Origin of the sequence: Thiomicrorhabdus immobilis (assembly GCF_021654855.1) — a bacterium.
Taxonomy (GTDB): domain Bacteria; phylum Pseudomonadota; class Gammaproteobacteria; order Thiomicrospirales; family Thiomicrospiraceae; genus Thiomicrorhabdus; species Thiomicrorhabdus immobilis.
The window spans coordinates 235,090-252,235 of the sequence record NZ_AP024202.1 but is presented as its reverse complement, the minus strand read 5'-3'; the positions used below and the strand labels follow the sequence as shown (position 1 = coordinate 252,235).

The window sequence follows — 17,146 nt, the reverse complement described above, 5'->3', positions numbered from 1 at the left end:
TTATTCAGGATCTTGAACCATAATTGAGCGACCAATATTGAAACGGATATCCCCTTTAGTGACTTCCATTATCAAATCCCATTTTCCTTTAACAGGTAGACTGATGGTCTGCTGGTACATTCCAACACCATCGACTTTATTCATGCTGATCTGCCCATCCAGTTTTCTATCTGAAGGACGATAATAATAGAGAATTGCCGTATCAACCTCTAAAGGATTACCCTCTTTATCTTTAACCGCCAGTTTTATCGTATCAGGTTTAGCTTCGCTTAAAATCGGCAAATCGACTTCTAATTGCCATCCAATCTGCTCCATACGTTTCTCTTCGGCAAGAATGGTATCCATGTGTTTGCCTTGCTCATAGTAGTCATCAACTACCAGCCCTGGATTGGTGACTATTGCCATACTCACCATAAAGAAGTTCACACTTAACACTATTACTAGAATTACTACCCATGCGATTACAAAGGGATTTTTCCAAGCTACGCTCCAATCACGAGTATCTGGCTTAGAATCAGTCATTGAATTTCTCCTAAAATAAACAAAAAAGCCCTACTTAGGGCTTTCCAAGTAGGGCTATTATAGCGATAAATCAAACGTTAATTTACATTACATTATGACTAACTTATTAACGTTTTTTAGGACTGAGAAAGCTGGTATTGTAAGAAGCTTTAATAGCCGGATTATTCACATCATTCACCAAGATGGTAATTGGTGTGTTGGTGTCGACTAAATTCTTTTTAGGAATTCTCACCAATAAGGTCGTGGCGCCAACGTTACCTGGTTGAATCGTTATCTGTTTGTCAGCTACGAAAGTCAACCCTTCAGGCCCGCTAACAGAGATATTGGCAAGCATCGTTTCATTGGATTTGTTTACCACCTTAATGGTCCATTTATTTTGAATATTACCGTCACTCATCTGCACAAATAGAGGTGAACGCTCATGCAGCGCTTTCAAATCGATAGGTGACATGGTCAACAAACCATATACCATCATAATGGCGGCAAACCCCATAATCGCGCTATAGACAATGACTCGCGGTCTTTTAAATAACGGAGGTAATTTTTGACCCGCAAATTCAGCGAGTGATGCATAACGAATCAATCCTCGCGGTTTCTTGATCTTATCCATAACCGAGTCACATGCATCGATACATAATCCACAAGTAATACAACCGAATTGTTGACCACGACGGATATCAACGCCAGTTGGGCAGACCGCGACACACAAGTTACAATCGATACAATCACCCAACTCCGGTGCTTCCTCACCTGGCTTGACACGTTTCATTCTTCCTCTTGGCTCACCACGATCGACATCATAGGTTGGAACAACCGTTTGAGTGTCAATCATTGCACCTTGAATACGTGCATATGGACAAAAACCAATACAGGTTTGTTCACGTAAAATCCCTGCGAAGAAATAGGTAGAAGTCGCCAACACTAAAATGACCGTGGTTTCTGTTGTCCCCCATTCAAAGCTGAACAAACGTGCCCACAAGTCAAATGCATCGGTGAAGTAAGCAACAAAACTAAATGCAGTCATGAATGCGATGAACGCCCATGCCGCAAACTTAGGTAACTTAATCTTGAGTTTTTCAAGACTCATTTTCGATTCATCTAATTTGATACGTTTATTAGGCTGACCTTCAAACTTCTCTTCTAACCATGTGAAAACGTCTGTCCAGACGGTATGAAAGCAGAAATACCCACACCACAAACGACCGGCAACAGCGGTAGAAGCAGCCAGCAATAATGCAAAAAACAGCAACACCATCGCAAGCATCCAAATGTCTTGCGGCAGAATGGTAATACCGAAAATATGGAATTGACGATTAGCTAGGTCAAACAGCAAAGCCTGATGTCCATCCCAACGCAGATAAGGAAACACAAACAAAGCAATCCAAAATGAGGCGGTAATCCACTTGATCGAGCGAAACTTACCTGGCATACGTTTGGCATGAACCGTTCCGCCGGTATGGATTGGAAGTATCTCTACACCAATATTCTGAAGATTCTTGTTATCTAGAGACATCTCATCGAGTACTGAACCAGTTTGACCATTATCACGGTACAACTCTTTTTTATCTGACATAGGGCTATCCTTGCTACCAGTCGAAAATGAAAACCTATTCTATTAAAAATAATAGGCTTAGCATAAGTAATGTTTTTTATCTATTTCTATAAACAAAAATAGGCCCAATCAATGGACCTATTTTTGTTTATAGAAAAGCTTAATCTTTTTTATGCTCGTCAGACTCAAGGCCTTCAATACCACGAGTTGCTTTCCAACCAAACCCAATCAATGCAACAATACTCAATACTAAAGCGCCAATTGAAATCCAAAGAACAAAATCACTATTTAATTCATTCATAACTTCTCTCCAAAGTTGATTAAAATCAAGATTTTTAAACTACCAAAAACAGAAAAGGAGAACATAAGCTCTCCTTTTACTTTATCAGTTTTGTGGTTTGAAAGCCAACTTACTGACCTCCACCTAATGAGTGTACATATACCGCTAAACGCTTAATATTTACATCCGCATTAGGTAAACGTTCTTTAAATGATGGCATGATTGCTTGACGTGTGCCAGCGATGTACTCACCATTCTTCTTAACATTCACACCGTATGTGATTACACCTTTAATCGCATCACGATCAGATGAGAAACGCCATACCTGGTCTGTTAAGTTTGCCGCACCAGCAGGAGCCAATGGCTTACCAGCAGGACCGTGACATGCTAAACACATACCTTTAGTATAAACCGCTTTACCAGCAGCAACTGAAGCATCACCACCTTTACCTTCTGATAACGCGATTACGTAATCAGTCACATCTTCAATTTCTTGATCTGTAAGGTTACCCATCATACCTTTAGCAGGCATATTACCAATACGTCCTTGAATCAATGAAGCTTCAATTTGTTTGATATTACCACCCCATAGCCAATCATCATCAGCCAATACAGGGAAGTTTGGGTTACCAGCACCACCGGCAGCGTGACATGCTGCACAGTAATCACCAAATAATACTTTTGAAGTAGCAACAGCATATGACTTAAGTTCTTCATCATTCATGATGTCGGTAACAGACATTGAAGCCAACTTCTCTTCTTTATCTGCAAACTTAGCTACACGCCAATTTTTCAATACTGCAAAATCTTCATTGTATTCATTAACCTGAGTCCATCCTGCCATACCCTTTGTATGCTCACCCATCTCATCCGTTAAAGGAATCGTTGGATAATACAAAGCGTAGAAAACAATCATGATGAAACCAGCATAGAAAGATAGCATCCACCAAAGCGGTGGTGGGTTATCTAATTCGCGGATATCTTCATCCCAAATATGACCAGTGTTACCTTCATCTGGCCATGGATTATGATGTGCCATATTTAAATCTCCTCAAAAATGACTAGTCATCATTCAGTATTTTGTACTTTTGCTCTTCCATCTCTTTACGCTTACTAGGACGCAATGCCAAATAAAACGTAATGAGCATGCCAAGAAATACCAACACTGTAATGATTAAACCTGCCCAATCCTGGGTCGTCATCGACGCCCAGTCTGTACTAAAATAACGTTCTAAATTACTCACAATTTATTAACGACGGTAGACTTTGCTGTCATCCAGCTTAACCATCGTTCCTAATACTTGTAGGTAAGCAACCATTGCATCCATCTCGGTATAACCCTCGATAGCCGCATTAGCGTTTTCAATCTCTTCGTCTGTGTAAGGCACACCTAATGTACGCATTACTGATAAACGTGTTGACATATCACGCTTAGTTCCAAAGAAATCTTCAGATACTTTTCTTTCAGCCAACCATGGATATGCAGGCATTACTGATTCTGGAACCATATCCTGAGGACGTAACAAGTGTAATACTTGCCATTCATCTGAATACTTACCACCTAAACGAGCTAGGTCAGGACCAGTACGCTTAGAACCCCATTGCATCGGGTGATCATACATAGATTCCGTCGCTAGTGAGAAGTGACCATAACGCTCACGCTCATCACGGAATGGACGAATCATTTGAGAGTGACAAATATAGCAACCTTCACGAAGATATAAATCACGACCAGCTAATTCAAGAGGAGTGTAAGGACGAACACCGTCGCCAGCTTTCCAATCCGCAAGAACCCACTTACCGTTCTTATCTTGCTTATAAAGTGCTTTGTCTGAAACTAACTTACCGTTAGCATCTTCAGTAAAAGTACGTTCCCAAACCAACTCTGGGAACTTTTCATTTTTAGCGTTACCGTACTTATCTGTTTTTTCTGTGTAATCAACAGCAGACTTAAGATAAAACAACGGTACGATTTCAACAATACCAGCAATCGAAACTGCTAGCGCCGTCGCCAGGAATAAAGCGAAGATATTCTTCTCTAAACTTTCCTGGATATTTTTTGGTGCTTCATTATCTGACATGAGTTTGTGCTCCTCAACTCATAAATTTTTTCAATTTAAGGGCTGCTATCACACAGCCACTTAATCTGACTTTACTACTTATGCGTGTGCTTCAACTGTGTTTGCAGCTTTTGCATTTGCCATACGAACCGTCATCACAACGTTATAAAGCATGATTGCCGCACCAGAGAAGAATAATAATCCACCGAAGGCACGCATTGCGTAGTAAGGGTGCATAGCTGAAACTGATTCAGCGAAAGTATAAGCAAGTGTTCCGTACTCATCATAAGCACGCCACATTAGACCCTGCATAATACCTGATACCCACATTGCTACGATGTAGAACACAGTACCAATAGTTGCTAACCAGAAATGGAAATTGATTAACTGCATAGAGTACATTTCAGTGTTCCATAGTTTCATAACCATGTGATATAGCGCACCGATAGAAACCATTGCAACCCAACCTAACGCACCAGAGTGAACGTGACCAACTGTCCAATCCGTATAGTGAGATAGCGCGTTTACAGTTTTAGCCGCCATTACTGGCCCTTCAAATGTAGACATTGCATAGAATGCTAAAGAGATAATCAAGAAACGTAGGATGTAATCTGTACGTAGTCTATCCCAAGCACCTGAAAGCGTTAACATACCGTTCAATGCCCCACCCCATGAAGGAATGATCATCGCAAGTGAAATTACCGCACCTAAAGAACCTGTCCAGTCTGGAAGAGCGGTGTACTGAAGGTGGTGAGCACCTAACCATACATAACCGAACATTAATGCCCAGAAGTGGATTACAGATAAACGGTACGAATAAATCGGACGCTGTGATTGCTTAGGAACAAAGTAGTACATGATTGCAAGGAATCCAGCTGTCAGGAAGAAACCTACTGCGTTATGTCCCCACCACCACTGAATCATGGCATCTTGTACACCGGCAAACATAGAGTAAGAACGGAATAAAGAAACAGGAATAGCTAAACCGTTTACCACATATAGGTAAGTGATCGCAATCATCATCCCCATGAAAAACCAGTTTGAAACGTAAACACTCGGATGAGTATCTTTATTACGTGAAGCGATTGTCATTACAAAGTTGAACGTATACATTGTCCAAACGATTGCAATAGCAATTGCTAAAGGCCATTCTTGCTCGTGGTATTCTTTACCAGTCGTCATACCTAGAGCTAGTGTTACCACTACCGCTAAAAGACCGATTGTGAACAAAATCGCTGTCCACCAAGCCAGACCATTACTCCAAAGTTTTACACCATTGGTTCTTTGAACCGTATAAAACGCTGTCGCCATTAACGTCATACCACCAAATGCAAAGATAACGGTATTCGTATGAATAACACGTAGTCGAGCAAAAGTGATTTCCGCAATATCAAAGTTTAACGCAGGCCACGCAAGTTCTGCTGCTGCATAAGTACCCATTAAAGTACCTAACACCAAGAAAACGATTGCACCTACTGTTAAATACTTAACCACACCATTATCATATTGTGGTTTTGCTGTAGTATCCATCAGTCGGATTCCCCTTTATAGTCTTAATATTTTGTCTTTACCTATCACCTAACCAAGACTAACTACTTACCCTCGGAAAGACGGACCATTTAAGATACAGACTCCTCAGTTGGCATTATACCTACTTAAACTACTGCATCTCAGTCAAAACCCCGTTAAAACTTAATTCACATCAAGAAAACCGACAGAATTAGGCTTCGCTAGAAGCTTTATAGAGCCAAACATCCTCAAAAAATCTCTCGAATTATCCCAAAAAAGCGCTACTTATGCACACCAAAAATTATTTATGGCACACATCAATAAAATTTCTACCCCATACTGAAACTAAGGGTAAACCCATATAAGCACGTTCTTATATAAGCAACCACAAGATGTGGTAAATTTAATAGCAAACAACGCCCTACCATATCCAATAAGTTAATTTTCAGTTATCATATTGCCATCTTAATCACAGGAATCATGTTATGCGCACTGCAAATGTAAAACGCGATACGCTAGAAACTCAAATCGAAATCTCCGTTAATCTGGATGGTGAAGGTAGCGCTCAACTCGATACAGGCGTACCTTTTTTTGAACACATGCTTGACCAGATAGCTCGTCATGGCATGATTGACCTGAACATCAAGGCGAACGGCGACACTCACATCGACGACCACCATACTGTTGAAGATGTGGGCATCACCTTAGGCCAAGCCATCAATAAAGCGGTTGGTGACAAGAAAGGCATCACTCGTTATGGACACGCCTACGTGCCATTAGATGAGGCTTTGTCACGTGTTGTCATTGACCTTTCAGGAAGACCTGGCCTGGTATTCAACGCCGACTTCACTCGTGAGAAAATCGGCAATTTTGAAACCGAATTGGTTTTTGAGTTTTTCCAAGGTTTTGTGAACCACGCCAACGCAACACTGCATATCGATTGCTTGAGAGGCCATAACTCACACCACCAGGCGGAAACCATTTTCAAGGCCTTTGGTCGTGCTCTACGCATGGCGCTGACTGAAGATGAACGCATGGCTGGCAAGATGCCATCTACCAAGGGAAGTTTGTAAATGGATCAAAAGTTAGTTGCGGTTATTGATTACGGCATGGGGAACTTACGCTCGGTTTCAAAAGCCGCAGAACATGTTGCACCAGCTAATACCCGTATTTTGGTAACCCATAATCCTGATGACATTGCCGCTGCAGACGCGGTCATTTTCCCAGGTCAAGGTGCGGCCAAAGCGTGCATGGCCGCTTTGCAGGAAACCGGAATGATTCACCCTGTACAACAAGCCGCTAAAGAGAAACCTTTTCTTGGCATCTGTATGGGGCTACAGGTTTTGATGAGCCATAGCGATGAGAATCAAGGCATAAAATGTCTGGATGTCATCCCTGGTGAAGTGAAACACTTTGAATTTGAGCCTGGCTCAAATCTTAAAACCCCACATATGGGATGGAATCAAATCCACCAAACCCAAGAACACGCAATGTGGCATAACATCCCACAAGACAGCCGTTTCTATTTTGTGCACAGCTACTATGTACAGCCAAAAAACCCAGACATTATCACAGGCCTAACCACCCATGGAATCACCTTCCCTTCAGTGTTAAGCCATAACAATTTATTTGCAATTCAAGCCCACCCTGAAAAAAGTGCTGACCACGGTCTACAGCTATTCAAAAACTTTTTACAGTGGAACGGACAATAGTTTAAAGGTTCAATCATGTTATTAATTCCAGCTATCGACTTAAAAGATGGTGAATGTGTCCGCCTTCGTCAAGGTATCATGGAGGACGCGACAGTTTTTTCAGGCGACATCGTTGCCATGGCAGAAAGATGGGTCAATCAAGATGCGCGTCGCCTACATATGGTTGACTTGAACGGTGCTTTTGACGGCAAACCGGTCAATGGCGAAGCCGTCTACCAGGTTCGCCAAGCTTTCCCTAACCTACCGATTCAAATTGGTGGTGGTATCCGCGACTTGCAAACCATCGAAGCCTACCTGAATGCGGGCGTAAGTTACTGTATCATCGGCACCAAAGCGGTTCACAATCCTGAATTTGTCGCCGAAGCCTGTAAAGCATTTCCAGGCCACATTATGGTCGGTTTAGATGCAAAAGACGGCATGGTAGCCATCAACGGCTGGGCGGAAGTCACCGACCACGAAGTGACACAACTTGGCAAACAGTTTGAAAACGATGGGGTAGAAGCCATTATCTATACAGACATTGGTCGTGACGGCATGATGCAAGGTGTGAATATTGAAGCGACCCAAGCACTCGCCAAAGCCCTAACCATTCCAATTATCGCATCGGGTGGAATCACTAACCTAGACGATATTCGCAAACTTGCTGAAATTGAAGCCGACGGCGTGACTGGCGCGATTACCGGACGTGCAATCTACGAAGGTACTTTAGACTTCAAAGAAGGCCAAGCACTTTCAGACCAACTTGCGCCCAAATAATTAACCAGGCCTGGTAACTCTAAATTTAAAGCCATATATAAACTGTTAAATACATAAACCGTTATATATAGCCCAATAAGATTCTTAATAGGAAATCACATGAGTCTCGCAAAACGCATTATTCCATGTTTAGACGTTGATGACGGCCGTGTTGTCAAAGGTGTACAATTTGTTGATATTCGCGATGCCGGCGACCCAGTTGAAGTTGCCAAACGCTACGACCAGCAAGGCGCGGACGAAATCACCTTTTTAGACATAACCGCCACCGCTCACGAACGCAACACCACCGTTCATATGGTTGAACAAGTCGCCAGCCAGGTATTCATCCCCCTGACTGTCGGCGGAGGGATTCGTAGTGTCGAAGACATTCGCACCATGCTGAATGCCGGTGCGGACAAAGTCGCCATCAATTCGGCTGCCATCTTCAACCCCGCTTTTGTTAAAGAAGCTTGCGATGCCTTTGGTTCACAATGCATCGTGGTAGCCATCGATGCCAAAAAAGTCAGCCAACCAGATGAAGAGAACAAATGGGAGATTTTCACCCACGGCGGTCGTAAAGAAACTGGTATTGATGCCGTAGATTGGGCAAAACGCATGGCGTGCTTAGGGGCGGGAGAACTACTGGTTACCAGCATGGATCGTGATGGTACAAAAATCGGCTTTGATTTAGAGCTAACACGCGCCATAGCCGACAGCGTATCCATCCCCGTCATTGCGTCTGGTGGCGTAGGCGAGCTGTCCCACCTAGCCAAAGGCATTACCGAAGGCCATGCTGAGGCGGTATTGGCCGCAAGCATCTTCCACTTTGGTGAGCACACCGTTGAAGAAGCCAAACTTGCAATGCAAAAAGAAGGTATTGAGGTGCGACTATGAGCGATATCCTGAAACAGATCGATGCCGTTTTAGAAGCACGTAAAGCCGATACTCCCGAAAGTTCCTATGTCGCCAGCCTATATGACAAAGGCGTGGAGAAAATCCTAAAAAAAGTCGCTGAAGAAGCTGCAGAAACCGTGATGGCGGCCAAAGACTTACAACATAGCAACGGCGCTAAACAAGACCAAGAACACCTCGTATATGAAATCGCCGACTTGTGGTTTCACACTATGGTACTATTAGCCTCGCAAAATCTGTCGAGCAACGATGTTACAGCAGAATTACAAAGACGTTTTGGCCTTTCTGGACATGACGAAAAAGCCAGCCGTAGTGAATAATCCCACTCAAGTCAGAATCAATAAAGGATGAGACCCGTGAGTACAGAAGATAAAACTTTATTTTGTAAAATCATCGACCGTGAAATTCCAGCAGATATCGTCTATGAAGATGACAAATGCATTGTCATCAAAGACATAAACCCTAAAGCCAAGGTTCACCTTTTGATCATTCCTAAAAAGCCGATCCCAACTCTTTTTGAACTCACTCCAGAAGACAAGGATTGCATGGGGCACATGATGCTGTTATTGCCTCAGCTTGCACAATCTCAAGGCTTAGAGGGCTTTAAAACCCAAATCAATACCGGTGAATCGGGTGGACAAGAGGTTTTCCATATCCACATTCACCTAATGGGTAATAAATAGGCTTTGACACCTAACCTTTGAGGTAGTCAAACTGACCTGAAAATCCTTTTTGGGCTGTTTGCTACCAGAAAATCTCAATTAAATACCATGAATTGAATATTATTTAGTGCCAACAAATCATTGAATTTGGTATGATTGGCGGTCATTAAAAAATTTCAAACGTATCATTGGGTAAATCTTTAATTTATCCAATAGTGAAATAGCCACAGATTAGATTTAAAAATGGAGCAAAACCATGGGCATTAGCATTTGGCAATTACTTATCATCCTTGCAATCGTATTAGTATTATTCGGTGCAAAACGTCTACGTAACATTGGTAGCGACTTAGGTGGTGCAATCAAAGGTTTCAAATCTGCTGTAAAAGAAGAAGAAGCCAAACCGACTGAAGAAGAGAAGAAACTTGCGCAAAAGGAAGGCGAAAACGTGTTTGACGTAGTTGCCGATGAAAAGAAAGCGGAAGAGAAAAAAGACAAAGCATAACCTTTGCTTTTAACTGAGTACTTCATAGATGTTTGATATCGGTTTTCTTGAACTAATGGTCATACTAGTCATTGCGTTGCTAGTGATTGGCCCTGAGCGTATGCCTGAAGTTGCCCGTAAAATCGGGACTTTCATGGGCAAGATGCGTCGCTTTGTCAATTCTGTTAAAGAAGATGGCCAGGTTCAAGAAACTCTTAGAGAGATTCAGCAATCTATGAATCTTGAAGAAGAGAAAAAGCAGATGGATAGCATCGGTAAAGAGTTAGAGCAAGGTCTGAACTTTAACGATGTTAATCTGGATGATTTTCAGCGCCCGACCTTCGGTGGTGAAGCCCCTCCAGAAACCACTAGCCAGTTTAATAAAGCGCCAGCCCAACCGGTTGCGCCAATAAAACCAGCCGCATCGGCACAACCGAGTGCCAGCAACGATACGGCAAGCCAAGCTTCAAACTCACCAGAACAACCCGCACAACCTGTTCAAGCGGAGGCTCCTTCTGAGCCTGCAGTAACAGAGCCTGCAAAAGAAACACAAAAAAGTTAATCGCCCTTATGAGCAACGCTGCGCTGCCACCTAACGACCAAGAAATGACTTTAGTCCAGCATCTGCTGGATCTGAAAACGAGTCTAACTCGTGGTATTTTGGCGATTATCGTATTTTTTGTGTTTCTTTTTCCATTTGCCAATGAAATCTATACCTACATTTCAGAACCGCTAACACGCTATTTGCCGGAAGGCACCAGCATGATTGCGACCGCGGTCGCCTCGCCGTTCTTGACACCGTTTAAATTGAGTTTTGTATTATCGATTTATTTGGCCATGCCGTACCTGCTCTATCAGTTATGGCGTTTTATCGCTCCTGCTCTCTATCAGCATGAACGTCAGCTTGTGGCACCGCTTTTATTCTTTAGCTCTTTCCTATTCTATGCTGGTGGTCTGTTTGCCTACTATGTGGTTTTTCCGCTAGTCTTCGGATTTTTATCGCAAACCGCCCCTGAAGGCGTTACCATCGCGACCGACATCTCGCTCTACTTAGACTTTGTCATAAAGATGTTCTTCGCTTTCGGCATGGCGTTTGAAGTGCCTATTGTCACCATTTTGCTTATTGTTAGCGGCATGACCAAACCTGAGAAGCTGAGTCACGCTCGTCCATATATCGTTGTCGGTGCTTTTGTTATCGGCATGCTGTTAACCCCTCCCGATGTGATCTCCCAGACTTTACTTGCCGTACCAATGTGGTTACTGTTTGAGTTAGGTTTAATCATTGGTGCTATCGTGGTTAAGAAACGCAGCAAAAATAAGATTGCTGACGATGAGGAATATGAATCCACAGATGAAACCTCAAGAACAAGTTCGACAACTGCTTCAAACACTACGCCAGAATATGAGTTTGATGACCGTTATGCTGATCAAGTCGATGACGATTTGGACTGGGATGCGGAATTTGACAATATCGATGCTGAAATGCGTAAACTAGAACAAGATTACGAAGCACGTCAAAAAACCGAGAAAGCTGAAAAGGACAAACAAGAGTCTTCAAAAAACGCTCATGAACAAAACATTCCGTCAACCAGCGAGGCCGACCAGGGCATTCCTCAAGAGCCAAACTCTAACGGGGATACAGCCGAGGATGCAACCAGTTCCAAAGACAAGCCTGAGCATAAAGCTTAATCCTCAGGTTTACGGCATAGTGCTGGCTATGCTTTCAATGTTTATACAAACGATTTTAAAAAAAATGCAAAAGCTACCAGGCCTGGTGGCTTTTCAAAACATCCTAAGCTCCTTTGTTTTTATCCTTGTTTTATTGCTTTCAACCTCACTGTTTGCACAAACGTCTCAACAATCAGAATCTCAGCCAAACAATGCCCTGCTTAATCACAATAGTGACTATCTAGCGATGCATGCTCAAGACCCGGTGCATTGGCAAATCTGGGACAGCACAACTCTTCAGCAAGCTCAGAAAGCGAACAAATTGGTGTTTATCTCTAGTGGTTACTTTGCCTGTCACTGGTGCCATGTCATGCAACAAGAGAACTATCAAAACCCCACAACGGCCGAGTATTTAAACCAACACTTCATCCCTGTCAAAATCGACCGTGAACTTAATCCTGAACTCGATAAAACCCTGATCGAATTCGCTAAAAAAACGACAGGACAAGCAGGCTGGCCGCAACATGTCATTTTGACCCCGGATGGCTACCCGTTCGCCGCCTTCATTTATTTGCCCAATCGAGCATTCCAAAAGACATTGAAACGAGTGGTCACACTGTGGCAGCTCCAACCAGAAGCCATCTCACTGCTCGCCCAAAACGCGAGTCAAACAGTACAATCTAAACCGATTAAAAAGCAATCAACCTCAATCACGGCCAATGCCTTTGAAGAACGTTTATTCCATCATCTTACCACCATTAAAGATGATTTTAGCGGAGGCTTAAAAGGTACCAGCAAATTCCCTAAAGCGCCGTTACTGAATGCTTTGCTTGCAATTGAAAATTTACCGGCAGGAATTGAAGAGTGGCTTATTGTGACTTTGGATCATATTCAGAATGAGCATTTATTTGACCATATCAACAGTGGATTTTACCGCTATACCGTAGACCCCAACTGGCAGATACCCCATTTTGAGAAGATGACGTATGACAATGCATTGTTAGCAACGACCTTTTTGACCGCAGGTAAAAAGTACAATCGCCCTGACTATATTACCACTGCCAAAGACACCTTGAATTACTTGCAAAATCACCTGTATTCACCAAAAACGCAGCTCTATCGTAGTAGCCAATCCGCGATTGACCTAAACAAACGGGAAGGCGGCGACTATCTATTGAGTAAAGCGCAATTAAAAAACAAACTAACGGATACAGAGTATCAATTACTCGACCAGGCCTGGTTACTTGGCAATCCTCCGCCTTATGAACTGGGTTGGCACCCTCTACCAATAGAACCCATCGAAACTTGGCAGGTTATTCGCAATAAATTACAAACGCCCATAGAACAAATCCCGATTGATAAAAAAAGCATTTTAGGCTGGAACGGCTTGGTGCTGAGCGCCTTTAGCCAGGCCTGGCAGGTTTTGAGAGAACCCCAATACCAAAACCAAGCACAACAACTGGCAACAAAACTAAGTAAGCTCATTCAAAACGACTCTCCACCACGAGCCATTGCCGATAACGGACAGTTAATGGGCGAAGCCAACCTGCAAGATTATGCATTCATTCTGAATGGCTTGAAGGATTATCAACACGACACAGACGATCAACAATTTAACGATGTGATTCACGAACTAAAGACAACGATTCCGAAAAAATTCTATGACGACAGTGGCTGGCAATATGGCGCCAGCAAAATTTTGCCACAACAGCAAGGTGAATGGATTATGGCAGATGGTTCTATTCCCAGCCCAACCGCGCTAATCAGTTGTGATATGAACAAAACCATTCGGTTACAAAGTGTGAACATCGAACAAGACAAGCTGTTAGCTCAACCAGTTAACTATCCAAGTTATTTAGCTACATTGAAATGTATTCAATAATGGTCAGCACCTAATAAAGTAACACTAAACCTAGTTAATTACCCTGTGCCTATTAAAGTCATTTGTCGTTTAAGACAAAGAAAGAAACACATCTATAATTATCGTTTTTTTAAAGAGTGAACTTAAAATTAGATTTTTTGTATGGGCGTTTTTCATAAGATGATGAAACTAAAGTTAAGAAACGATGCAAAATTTTTAGCATCGTTTCTTAACTCGCAAACAGTTACGATTTACGCTTTGGTAATTGGGTCGTCACTTCCAACTTAAATTCAGAAACGGCTTTGGAAAGATTGACGCTTTCATGACTCATAGATTGAGCTGCAGAAGTGGTTTCTTCGACCAATGCTGCATTTTGCTGTGTCGTTTGGTCAATGGCCGTAATTGCCTGATTAACCTGCTCAACCCCTTGTTGCTGTTCGGATGAAGCCGCTGCGATTTCACTAACAACATCACTGACTTTTTGAATAGCCTCATTGATTGTTTTCAAAGACTCACTGGTATGTTCAATTTTCTGTGATCCATTAACAATATTTCTGGATGTTGTTTCAATTAATGACTTAATGTCTTTTGCAGCTTCTGCTGATTTACCAGCAAGATTTCGAACCTCTCCAGCAACAACCGCAAAACCTCTTCCATGCTCACCCGCTCTAGCGGCCTCTACAGCGGCATTTAAAGCCAACAAGTTGGTTTGAAATGCAATACCATCAATCAGACCAATGATTTCTTCAATCTTTTTGCTGGATGCCTCAACTTCAGAAATGGCTTCAATGCTCTCTTGCATCACTACCTGTCCATTTTCAGCTTGCATACGCGCATCTCTTGAAAGCTTATCTGCGGTACTGGCATTATCAGTGTTGTGCTTAATGGTTGCAGTAAGCTCCTCCATAGATGCGGCTGTTTCCTCTAAAGCGGCTGCTTGGTTCTGAGTTCTATCATTCAGGTCGATACTTCCTGTAGCAACTTCCTCACTCGCGGTTCTGACCATATTGGCCGCATTGTTGACTTGTTGTAACACACTGTTTAGCTTCTGTTTGCTAAGGTTATATGCCTCTTTTAATTTTAATAACTCACCTTGGTATTGACCATGTACAGTAACCGTTAGATCACCTTGGCTTTGTGCAATTATGGCTAAAATAATCTCACTCATGGCCTTTTCAAGCTGATCAACAGACTGGTTGGTACTGTTTTTAAGATTATCTAAGTCACCTTTTAACTCTGTTTTAACACGAGCTGAAAAATTACCAATACTAAGTTGTTGGATCACATGACCCAGTTCGGTAATGGCTGCATCCATTGATTGCATAGCATTATCAACATTATTTCGAAATGTGCCTTCCACTTTTTGATTCATACGAGCTTTAAAATCACCATTACTGATTGCTATCATAATTTCATCTAAAGCCTTCATAGTGTTGTCAACACTTTCAGCTGATGCATTCACATTGCTTTTTAATACAGCTAAATCTCCAACCAATTCGGCTTGAATCCGGCTTTCAAATTGACCTTTAGCGATATCACTCATTGTTTGATTGACATCATTTAAAGCATCTGCAGTCGTCATGAGCAAGTTATTAAAGGCACTACCCATCTGACCGATTTCATCTTGACTTGAAACTGAAACTCGTTGAGAAAAATCAAACTGCTTACCGACTTCATTCATTGTTTTCGTTAAACGAATAACCGGAGAGGCGAGTGTATTTGACAACCACAAACCAAAACTAACAATAATCGCAAGTATCACAATAGAGCTGATAAAAATGATGTTCTCCAAATTGCTTATATCGGCAAAAGCTTCTGATTCATCGATTTCAGCTAGAATCGCCCATTGATGACTTCCAAACTTAACCGGAGCATAGGCCGACAACACCGGATTCCCATTGTAATCCTTAATAATTTCAGCACCTGTCTGACCTTGAATCGCCGCAACAGATGCTTGAGTATCAACCTTTCCTTTAACAGGATCTCGATAAGAAGCTATAACCGAATGATTAACTGGATCAAGGAATGATTCTGAACGCATTAATTGATCAGACCCCACCAAATAAGTCTCTCCTGATTTACCCATTCCAGAACGATCAGACATAATCTCGGTAATATTCGCTAACGGAAGTTGAAAAATCAAAGTTCCAATACGTTGTCCATCTTGAGTGATTGGTGTTGCTGCAAATCCTGCCGGGGCATTATAGGATGGAGAATAAAGAGCAAGATCGGTAACGGTTACCTCACCTTCTTTTAAGCTTTTAGCTTGCTGATAAGATTGAGCTAAAGGACTATCTTTCCAAGGACCATTTTCTAAAGAGGTTGCATAATCAAGCTCTTTAAATACTGAATAGACCACCTGACCTTCAGTATTGATTAAAAATATATCGTAATAGCCAAATTTTTCTAACAATTGGTTTAGCCAAGGATGATAAATACCGTGAAGTTTACTGTAACTCGATACATCCTCAGATTGACTTAGTTTGTTTTTATTACCTAAAGGGTTCGGGTTATTGGCAATGTAAGCATATTGTAAATTTATTGCGGTTTCAGATAAGGCATCGAAAACATTAAGATTGAAGTCTGTACCACTTTGCTTCTGGTATTCTTTACCAAACTCATCTTGCCAATAACTTTTAACTTTCTTAGTTATTGCAGGTAGTTCCGTGTTAGTAACACCTGCTTCTAGAGAGTACTCCTGAAAAGCCTTATTCAACTCAGAAGTCGCCGAAATAAGCGTCGCATTGCTCGCCGTTGTAATAAGTTGATTTTCAAAGGTCGCGTAATATCGGTTAATAGCCGCTTTTTTAATATCTCGAACGGCTTCCAATTGTGAAAAAGCTTGTTTTTCCAAGGAAGAACTTGCCGTCATGACTGATTTAGTCGCAATATAACCAAAAGGTATGATCCCAACCAGAAGCAAAGCACCGAGAATTTTTTGTTTAAGTTTCAACTTTGAAAACATATTTAACCACCCTTACCCTATCTAATTGAAATATATTAAATATTCAGCAAACCGTCTTCGATTTACGATAGCATTAACAGCATTGTTTATGCCAGAAAATCTTGCCACCTTTTATCAACTCAAGCAATCAATGTATTTACTTTAGTGAGGTTAATGTTACTCTAAAAATCATACTCAATTATTGTGTTATTAAAGCTAATAACGGCATAATCTTTAAATTAGCAGTA

18 protein-coding genes are annotated in these 17,146 nt (G+C 41.9%); 10 read left to right on the top strand and 8 right to left on the bottom strand.

Going from position 1 to position 17,146, the window contains the following annotated elements; translation table 11 throughout:
* The 7 genes from L6421_RS01025 to ccoN form a co-directional block, all read right to left on the bottom strand.
* Positions 1–522 carry a FixH family protein gene (locus L6421_RS01025; RefSeq protein WP_237262119.1) on the bottom strand — a complete coding sequence of 174 codons (522 nt, stop codon included), beginning with the start codon at positions 520–522 and terminating at the stop codon, positions 1–3.
* Between the two features lie 106 nt (positions 523–628).
* Positions 629–2,095 (bottom strand): cytochrome c oxidase accessory protein CcoG, encoded by a 1,467-nt coding sequence (ccoG, locus tag L6421_RS01020; RefSeq protein ID WP_237262118.1) that lies wholly within the window; start codon positions 2,093–2,095, stop codon positions 629–631.
* Between the two features lie 139 nt (positions 2,096–2,234).
* Positions 2,235–2,375, bottom strand: coding sequence for a hypothetical protein (locus L6421_RS01015; protein WP_237262117.1), 141 nt, complete (start codon positions 2,373–2,375; stop codon positions 2,235–2,237).
* Between the two features lie 109 nt (positions 2,376–2,484).
* Positions 2,485–3,393: a cytochrome-c oxidase, cbb3-type subunit III gene (gene ccoP / locus L6421_RS01010; RefSeq protein ID WP_237262116.1), complete on the bottom strand. Its 909-nt coding sequence runs from the start codon at positions 3,391–3,393 to the stop codon at positions 2,485–2,487.
* Positions 3,394–3,415: 22 nt separating this feature from the next.
* Complete coding sequence (locus tag L6421_RS01005) at positions 3,416–3,598, bottom strand: cbb3-type cytochrome c oxidase subunit 3 (protein ID WP_237262115.1); 183 nt, start codon at positions 3,596–3,598, stop codon at positions 3,416–3,418.
* Between the two features lie 6 nt (positions 3,599–3,604).
* Entirely contained in the window at positions 3,605–4,435 is an 831-nt protein-coding gene (gene ccoO, locus L6421_RS01000; RefSeq protein ID WP_237262114.1) for a cytochrome-c oxidase, cbb3-type subunit II, read from the bottom strand.
* Positions 4,436–4,513: 78 nt separating this feature from the next.
* The gene (gene ccoN, locus L6421_RS00995) at positions 4,514–5,944 is read right to left on the bottom strand and encodes a cytochrome-c oxidase, cbb3-type subunit I (RefSeq protein WP_237262113.1); all 1,431 of its coding nucleotides are present in this window, start codon (positions 5,942–5,944) and stop codon (positions 4,514–4,516) included.
* A 464-nt stretch (positions 5,945–6,408) separates the two neighbouring features.
* Here ccoN and hisB point away from each other — a divergent pair, with 464 nt between their 5' ends.
* The 10 genes from hisB to L6421_RS00945 all read left to right on the top strand — a co-directional run bounded on the left by hisB (position 6,409) and on the right by L6421_RS00945 (position 13,975).
* A complete protein-coding gene (gene hisB / locus L6421_RS00990; RefSeq protein WP_237262112.1) occupies positions 6,409–6,996 on the top strand; it encodes an imidazoleglycerol-phosphate dehydratase HisB in 588 nt (195 codons plus the stop codon).
* Positions 6,997–7,635, top strand: coding sequence for an imidazole glycerol phosphate synthase subunit HisH (gene hisH, locus L6421_RS00985; RefSeq protein WP_237262111.1), 639 nt, complete (start codon positions 6,997–6,999; stop codon positions 7,633–7,635).
* Between the two features lie 15 nt (positions 7,636–7,650).
* On the top strand, positions 7,651–8,391 hold the full coding sequence (gene hisA, locus L6421_RS00980; RefSeq protein ID WP_237262110.1) for a 1-(5-phosphoribosyl)-5-[(5-phosphoribosylamino)methylideneamino]imidazole-4-carboxamide isomerase: 741 nt from the start codon (positions 7,651–7,653) through the stop codon (positions 8,389–8,391).
* A 99-nt stretch (positions 8,392–8,490) separates the two neighbouring features.
* Positions 8,491–9,264 (top strand): imidazole glycerol phosphate synthase subunit HisF, encoded by a 774-nt coding sequence (gene hisF, locus L6421_RS00975; protein WP_237262109.1) that lies wholly within the window; start codon positions 8,491–8,493, stop codon positions 9,262–9,264.
* Positions 9,261–9,602 carry a phosphoribosyl-ATP diphosphatase gene (locus L6421_RS00970; protein WP_237262108.1) on the top strand — a complete coding sequence of 114 codons (342 nt, stop codon included), beginning with the start codon at positions 9,261–9,263 and terminating at the stop codon, positions 9,600–9,602. The genes hisF and L6421_RS00970 overlap by 4 nt, the downstream gene beginning before the upstream one ends.
* Before the next feature lie 36 nt (positions 9,603–9,638).
* On the top strand, positions 9,639–9,965 hold the full coding sequence (locus L6421_RS00965) for a histidine triad nucleotide-binding protein (protein ID WP_237262107.1): 327 nt from the start codon (positions 9,639–9,641) through the stop codon (positions 9,963–9,965).
* Between the two features lie 235 nt (positions 9,966–10,200).
* The gene (tatA, locus tag L6421_RS00960; protein ID WP_237262106.1) at positions 10,201–10,446 is read left to right on the top strand and encodes a Sec-independent protein translocase subunit TatA; all 246 of its coding nucleotides are present in this window, start codon (positions 10,201–10,203) and stop codon (positions 10,444–10,446) included.
* A gap of 28 nt (positions 10,447–10,474) precedes the next feature.
* Positions 10,475–10,987: a Sec-independent protein translocase protein TatB gene (gene tatB, locus L6421_RS00955; protein ID WP_237262105.1), complete on the top strand. Its 513-nt coding sequence runs from the start codon at positions 10,475–10,477 to the stop codon at positions 10,985–10,987.
* An 8-nt stretch (positions 10,988–10,995) separates the two neighbouring features.
* Positions 10,996–12,114, top strand: coding sequence for a twin-arginine translocase subunit TatC (gene tatC, locus L6421_RS00950; protein WP_237262104.1), 1,119 nt, complete (start codon positions 10,996–10,998; stop codon positions 12,112–12,114).
* A gap of 28 nt (positions 12,115–12,142) precedes the next feature.
* Positions 12,143–13,975, top strand: a complete 1,833-nt coding sequence (locus L6421_RS00945; protein ID WP_237262103.1) for a thioredoxin domain-containing protein — start codon at positions 12,143–12,145, stop codon at positions 13,973–13,975.
* A 223-nt stretch (positions 13,976–14,198) separates the two neighbouring features.
* Here the strand turns inward: L6421_RS00945 and L6421_RS00940 are convergent, their stop codons facing one another.
* Positions 14,199–16,919, bottom strand: coding sequence for a methyl-accepting chemotaxis protein (locus L6421_RS00940; protein ID WP_237262102.1), 2,721 nt, complete (start codon positions 16,917–16,919; stop codon positions 14,199–14,201).
* Positions 16,920–17,146 lie beyond the last annotated feature (227 nt).

Bases quoted from the DNA above. Each gene is read 5' to 3' on its own strand.
- hisH (WP_237262111.1), top strand. From the start codon at position 6,997: ATGGATCAAAAGTTAGTTGCGGTTATTGATTACGGCATGGGGAACTTA.
- ccoO (WP_237262114.1), bottom strand. From the start codon at position 4,435: ATGTCAGATAATGAAGCACCAAAAAATATCCAGGAAAGTTTAGAGAAG.
- ccoG (WP_237262118.1), bottom strand. From the start codon at position 2,095: ATGTCAGATAAAAAAGAGTTGTACCGTGATAATGGTCAAACTGGTTCA.
- hisA (WP_237262110.1), top strand. From the start codon at position 7,651: ATGTTATTAATTCCAGCTATCGACTTAAAAGATGGTGAATGTGTCCGC.
- ccoP (WP_237262116.1), bottom strand. From the start codon at position 3,393: ATGGCACATCATAATCCATGGCCAGATGAAGGTAACACTGGTCATATT.
- L6421_RS00945 (WP_237262103.1), top strand. From the start codon at position 12,143: ATGCTTTCAATGTTTATACAAACGATTTTAAAAAAAATGCAAAAGCTA.
- L6421_RS01025 (WP_237262119.1), bottom strand. From the start codon at position 522: ATGACTGATTCTAAGCCAGATACTCGTGATTGGAGCGTAGCTTGGAAA.
- L6421_RS00940 (WP_237262102.1), bottom strand. From the start codon at position 16,919: ATGTTTTCAAAGTTGAAACTTAAACAAAAAATTCTCGGTGCTTTGCTT.
- ccoN (WP_237262113.1), bottom strand. From the start codon at position 5,944: ATGGATACTACAGCAAAACCACAATATGATAATGGTGTGGTTAAGTAT.
- tatB (WP_237262105.1), top strand. From the start codon at position 10,475: ATGTTTGATATCGGTTTTCTTGAACTAATGGTCATACTAGTCATTGCG.
- tatC (WP_237262104.1), top strand. From the start codon at position 10,996: ATGAGCAACGCTGCGCTGCCACCTAACGACCAAGAAATGACTTTAGTC.
- hisF (WP_237262109.1), top strand. From the start codon at position 8,491: ATGAGTCTCGCAAAACGCATTATTCCATGTTTAGACGTTGATGACGGC.
- L6421_RS01015 (WP_237262117.1), bottom strand. From the start codon at position 2,375: ATGAATGAATTAAATAGTGATTTTGTTCTTTGGATTTCAATTGGCGCT.
- hisB (WP_237262112.1), top strand. From the start codon at position 6,409: ATGCGCACTGCAAATGTAAAACGCGATACGCTAGAAACTCAAATCGAA.
- L6421_RS00970 (WP_237262108.1), top strand. From the start codon at position 9,261: ATGAGCGATATCCTGAAACAGATCGATGCCGTTTTAGAAGCACGTAAA.
- tatA (WP_237262106.1), top strand. From the start codon at position 10,201: ATGGGCATTAGCATTTGGCAATTACTTATCATCCTTGCAATCGTATTA.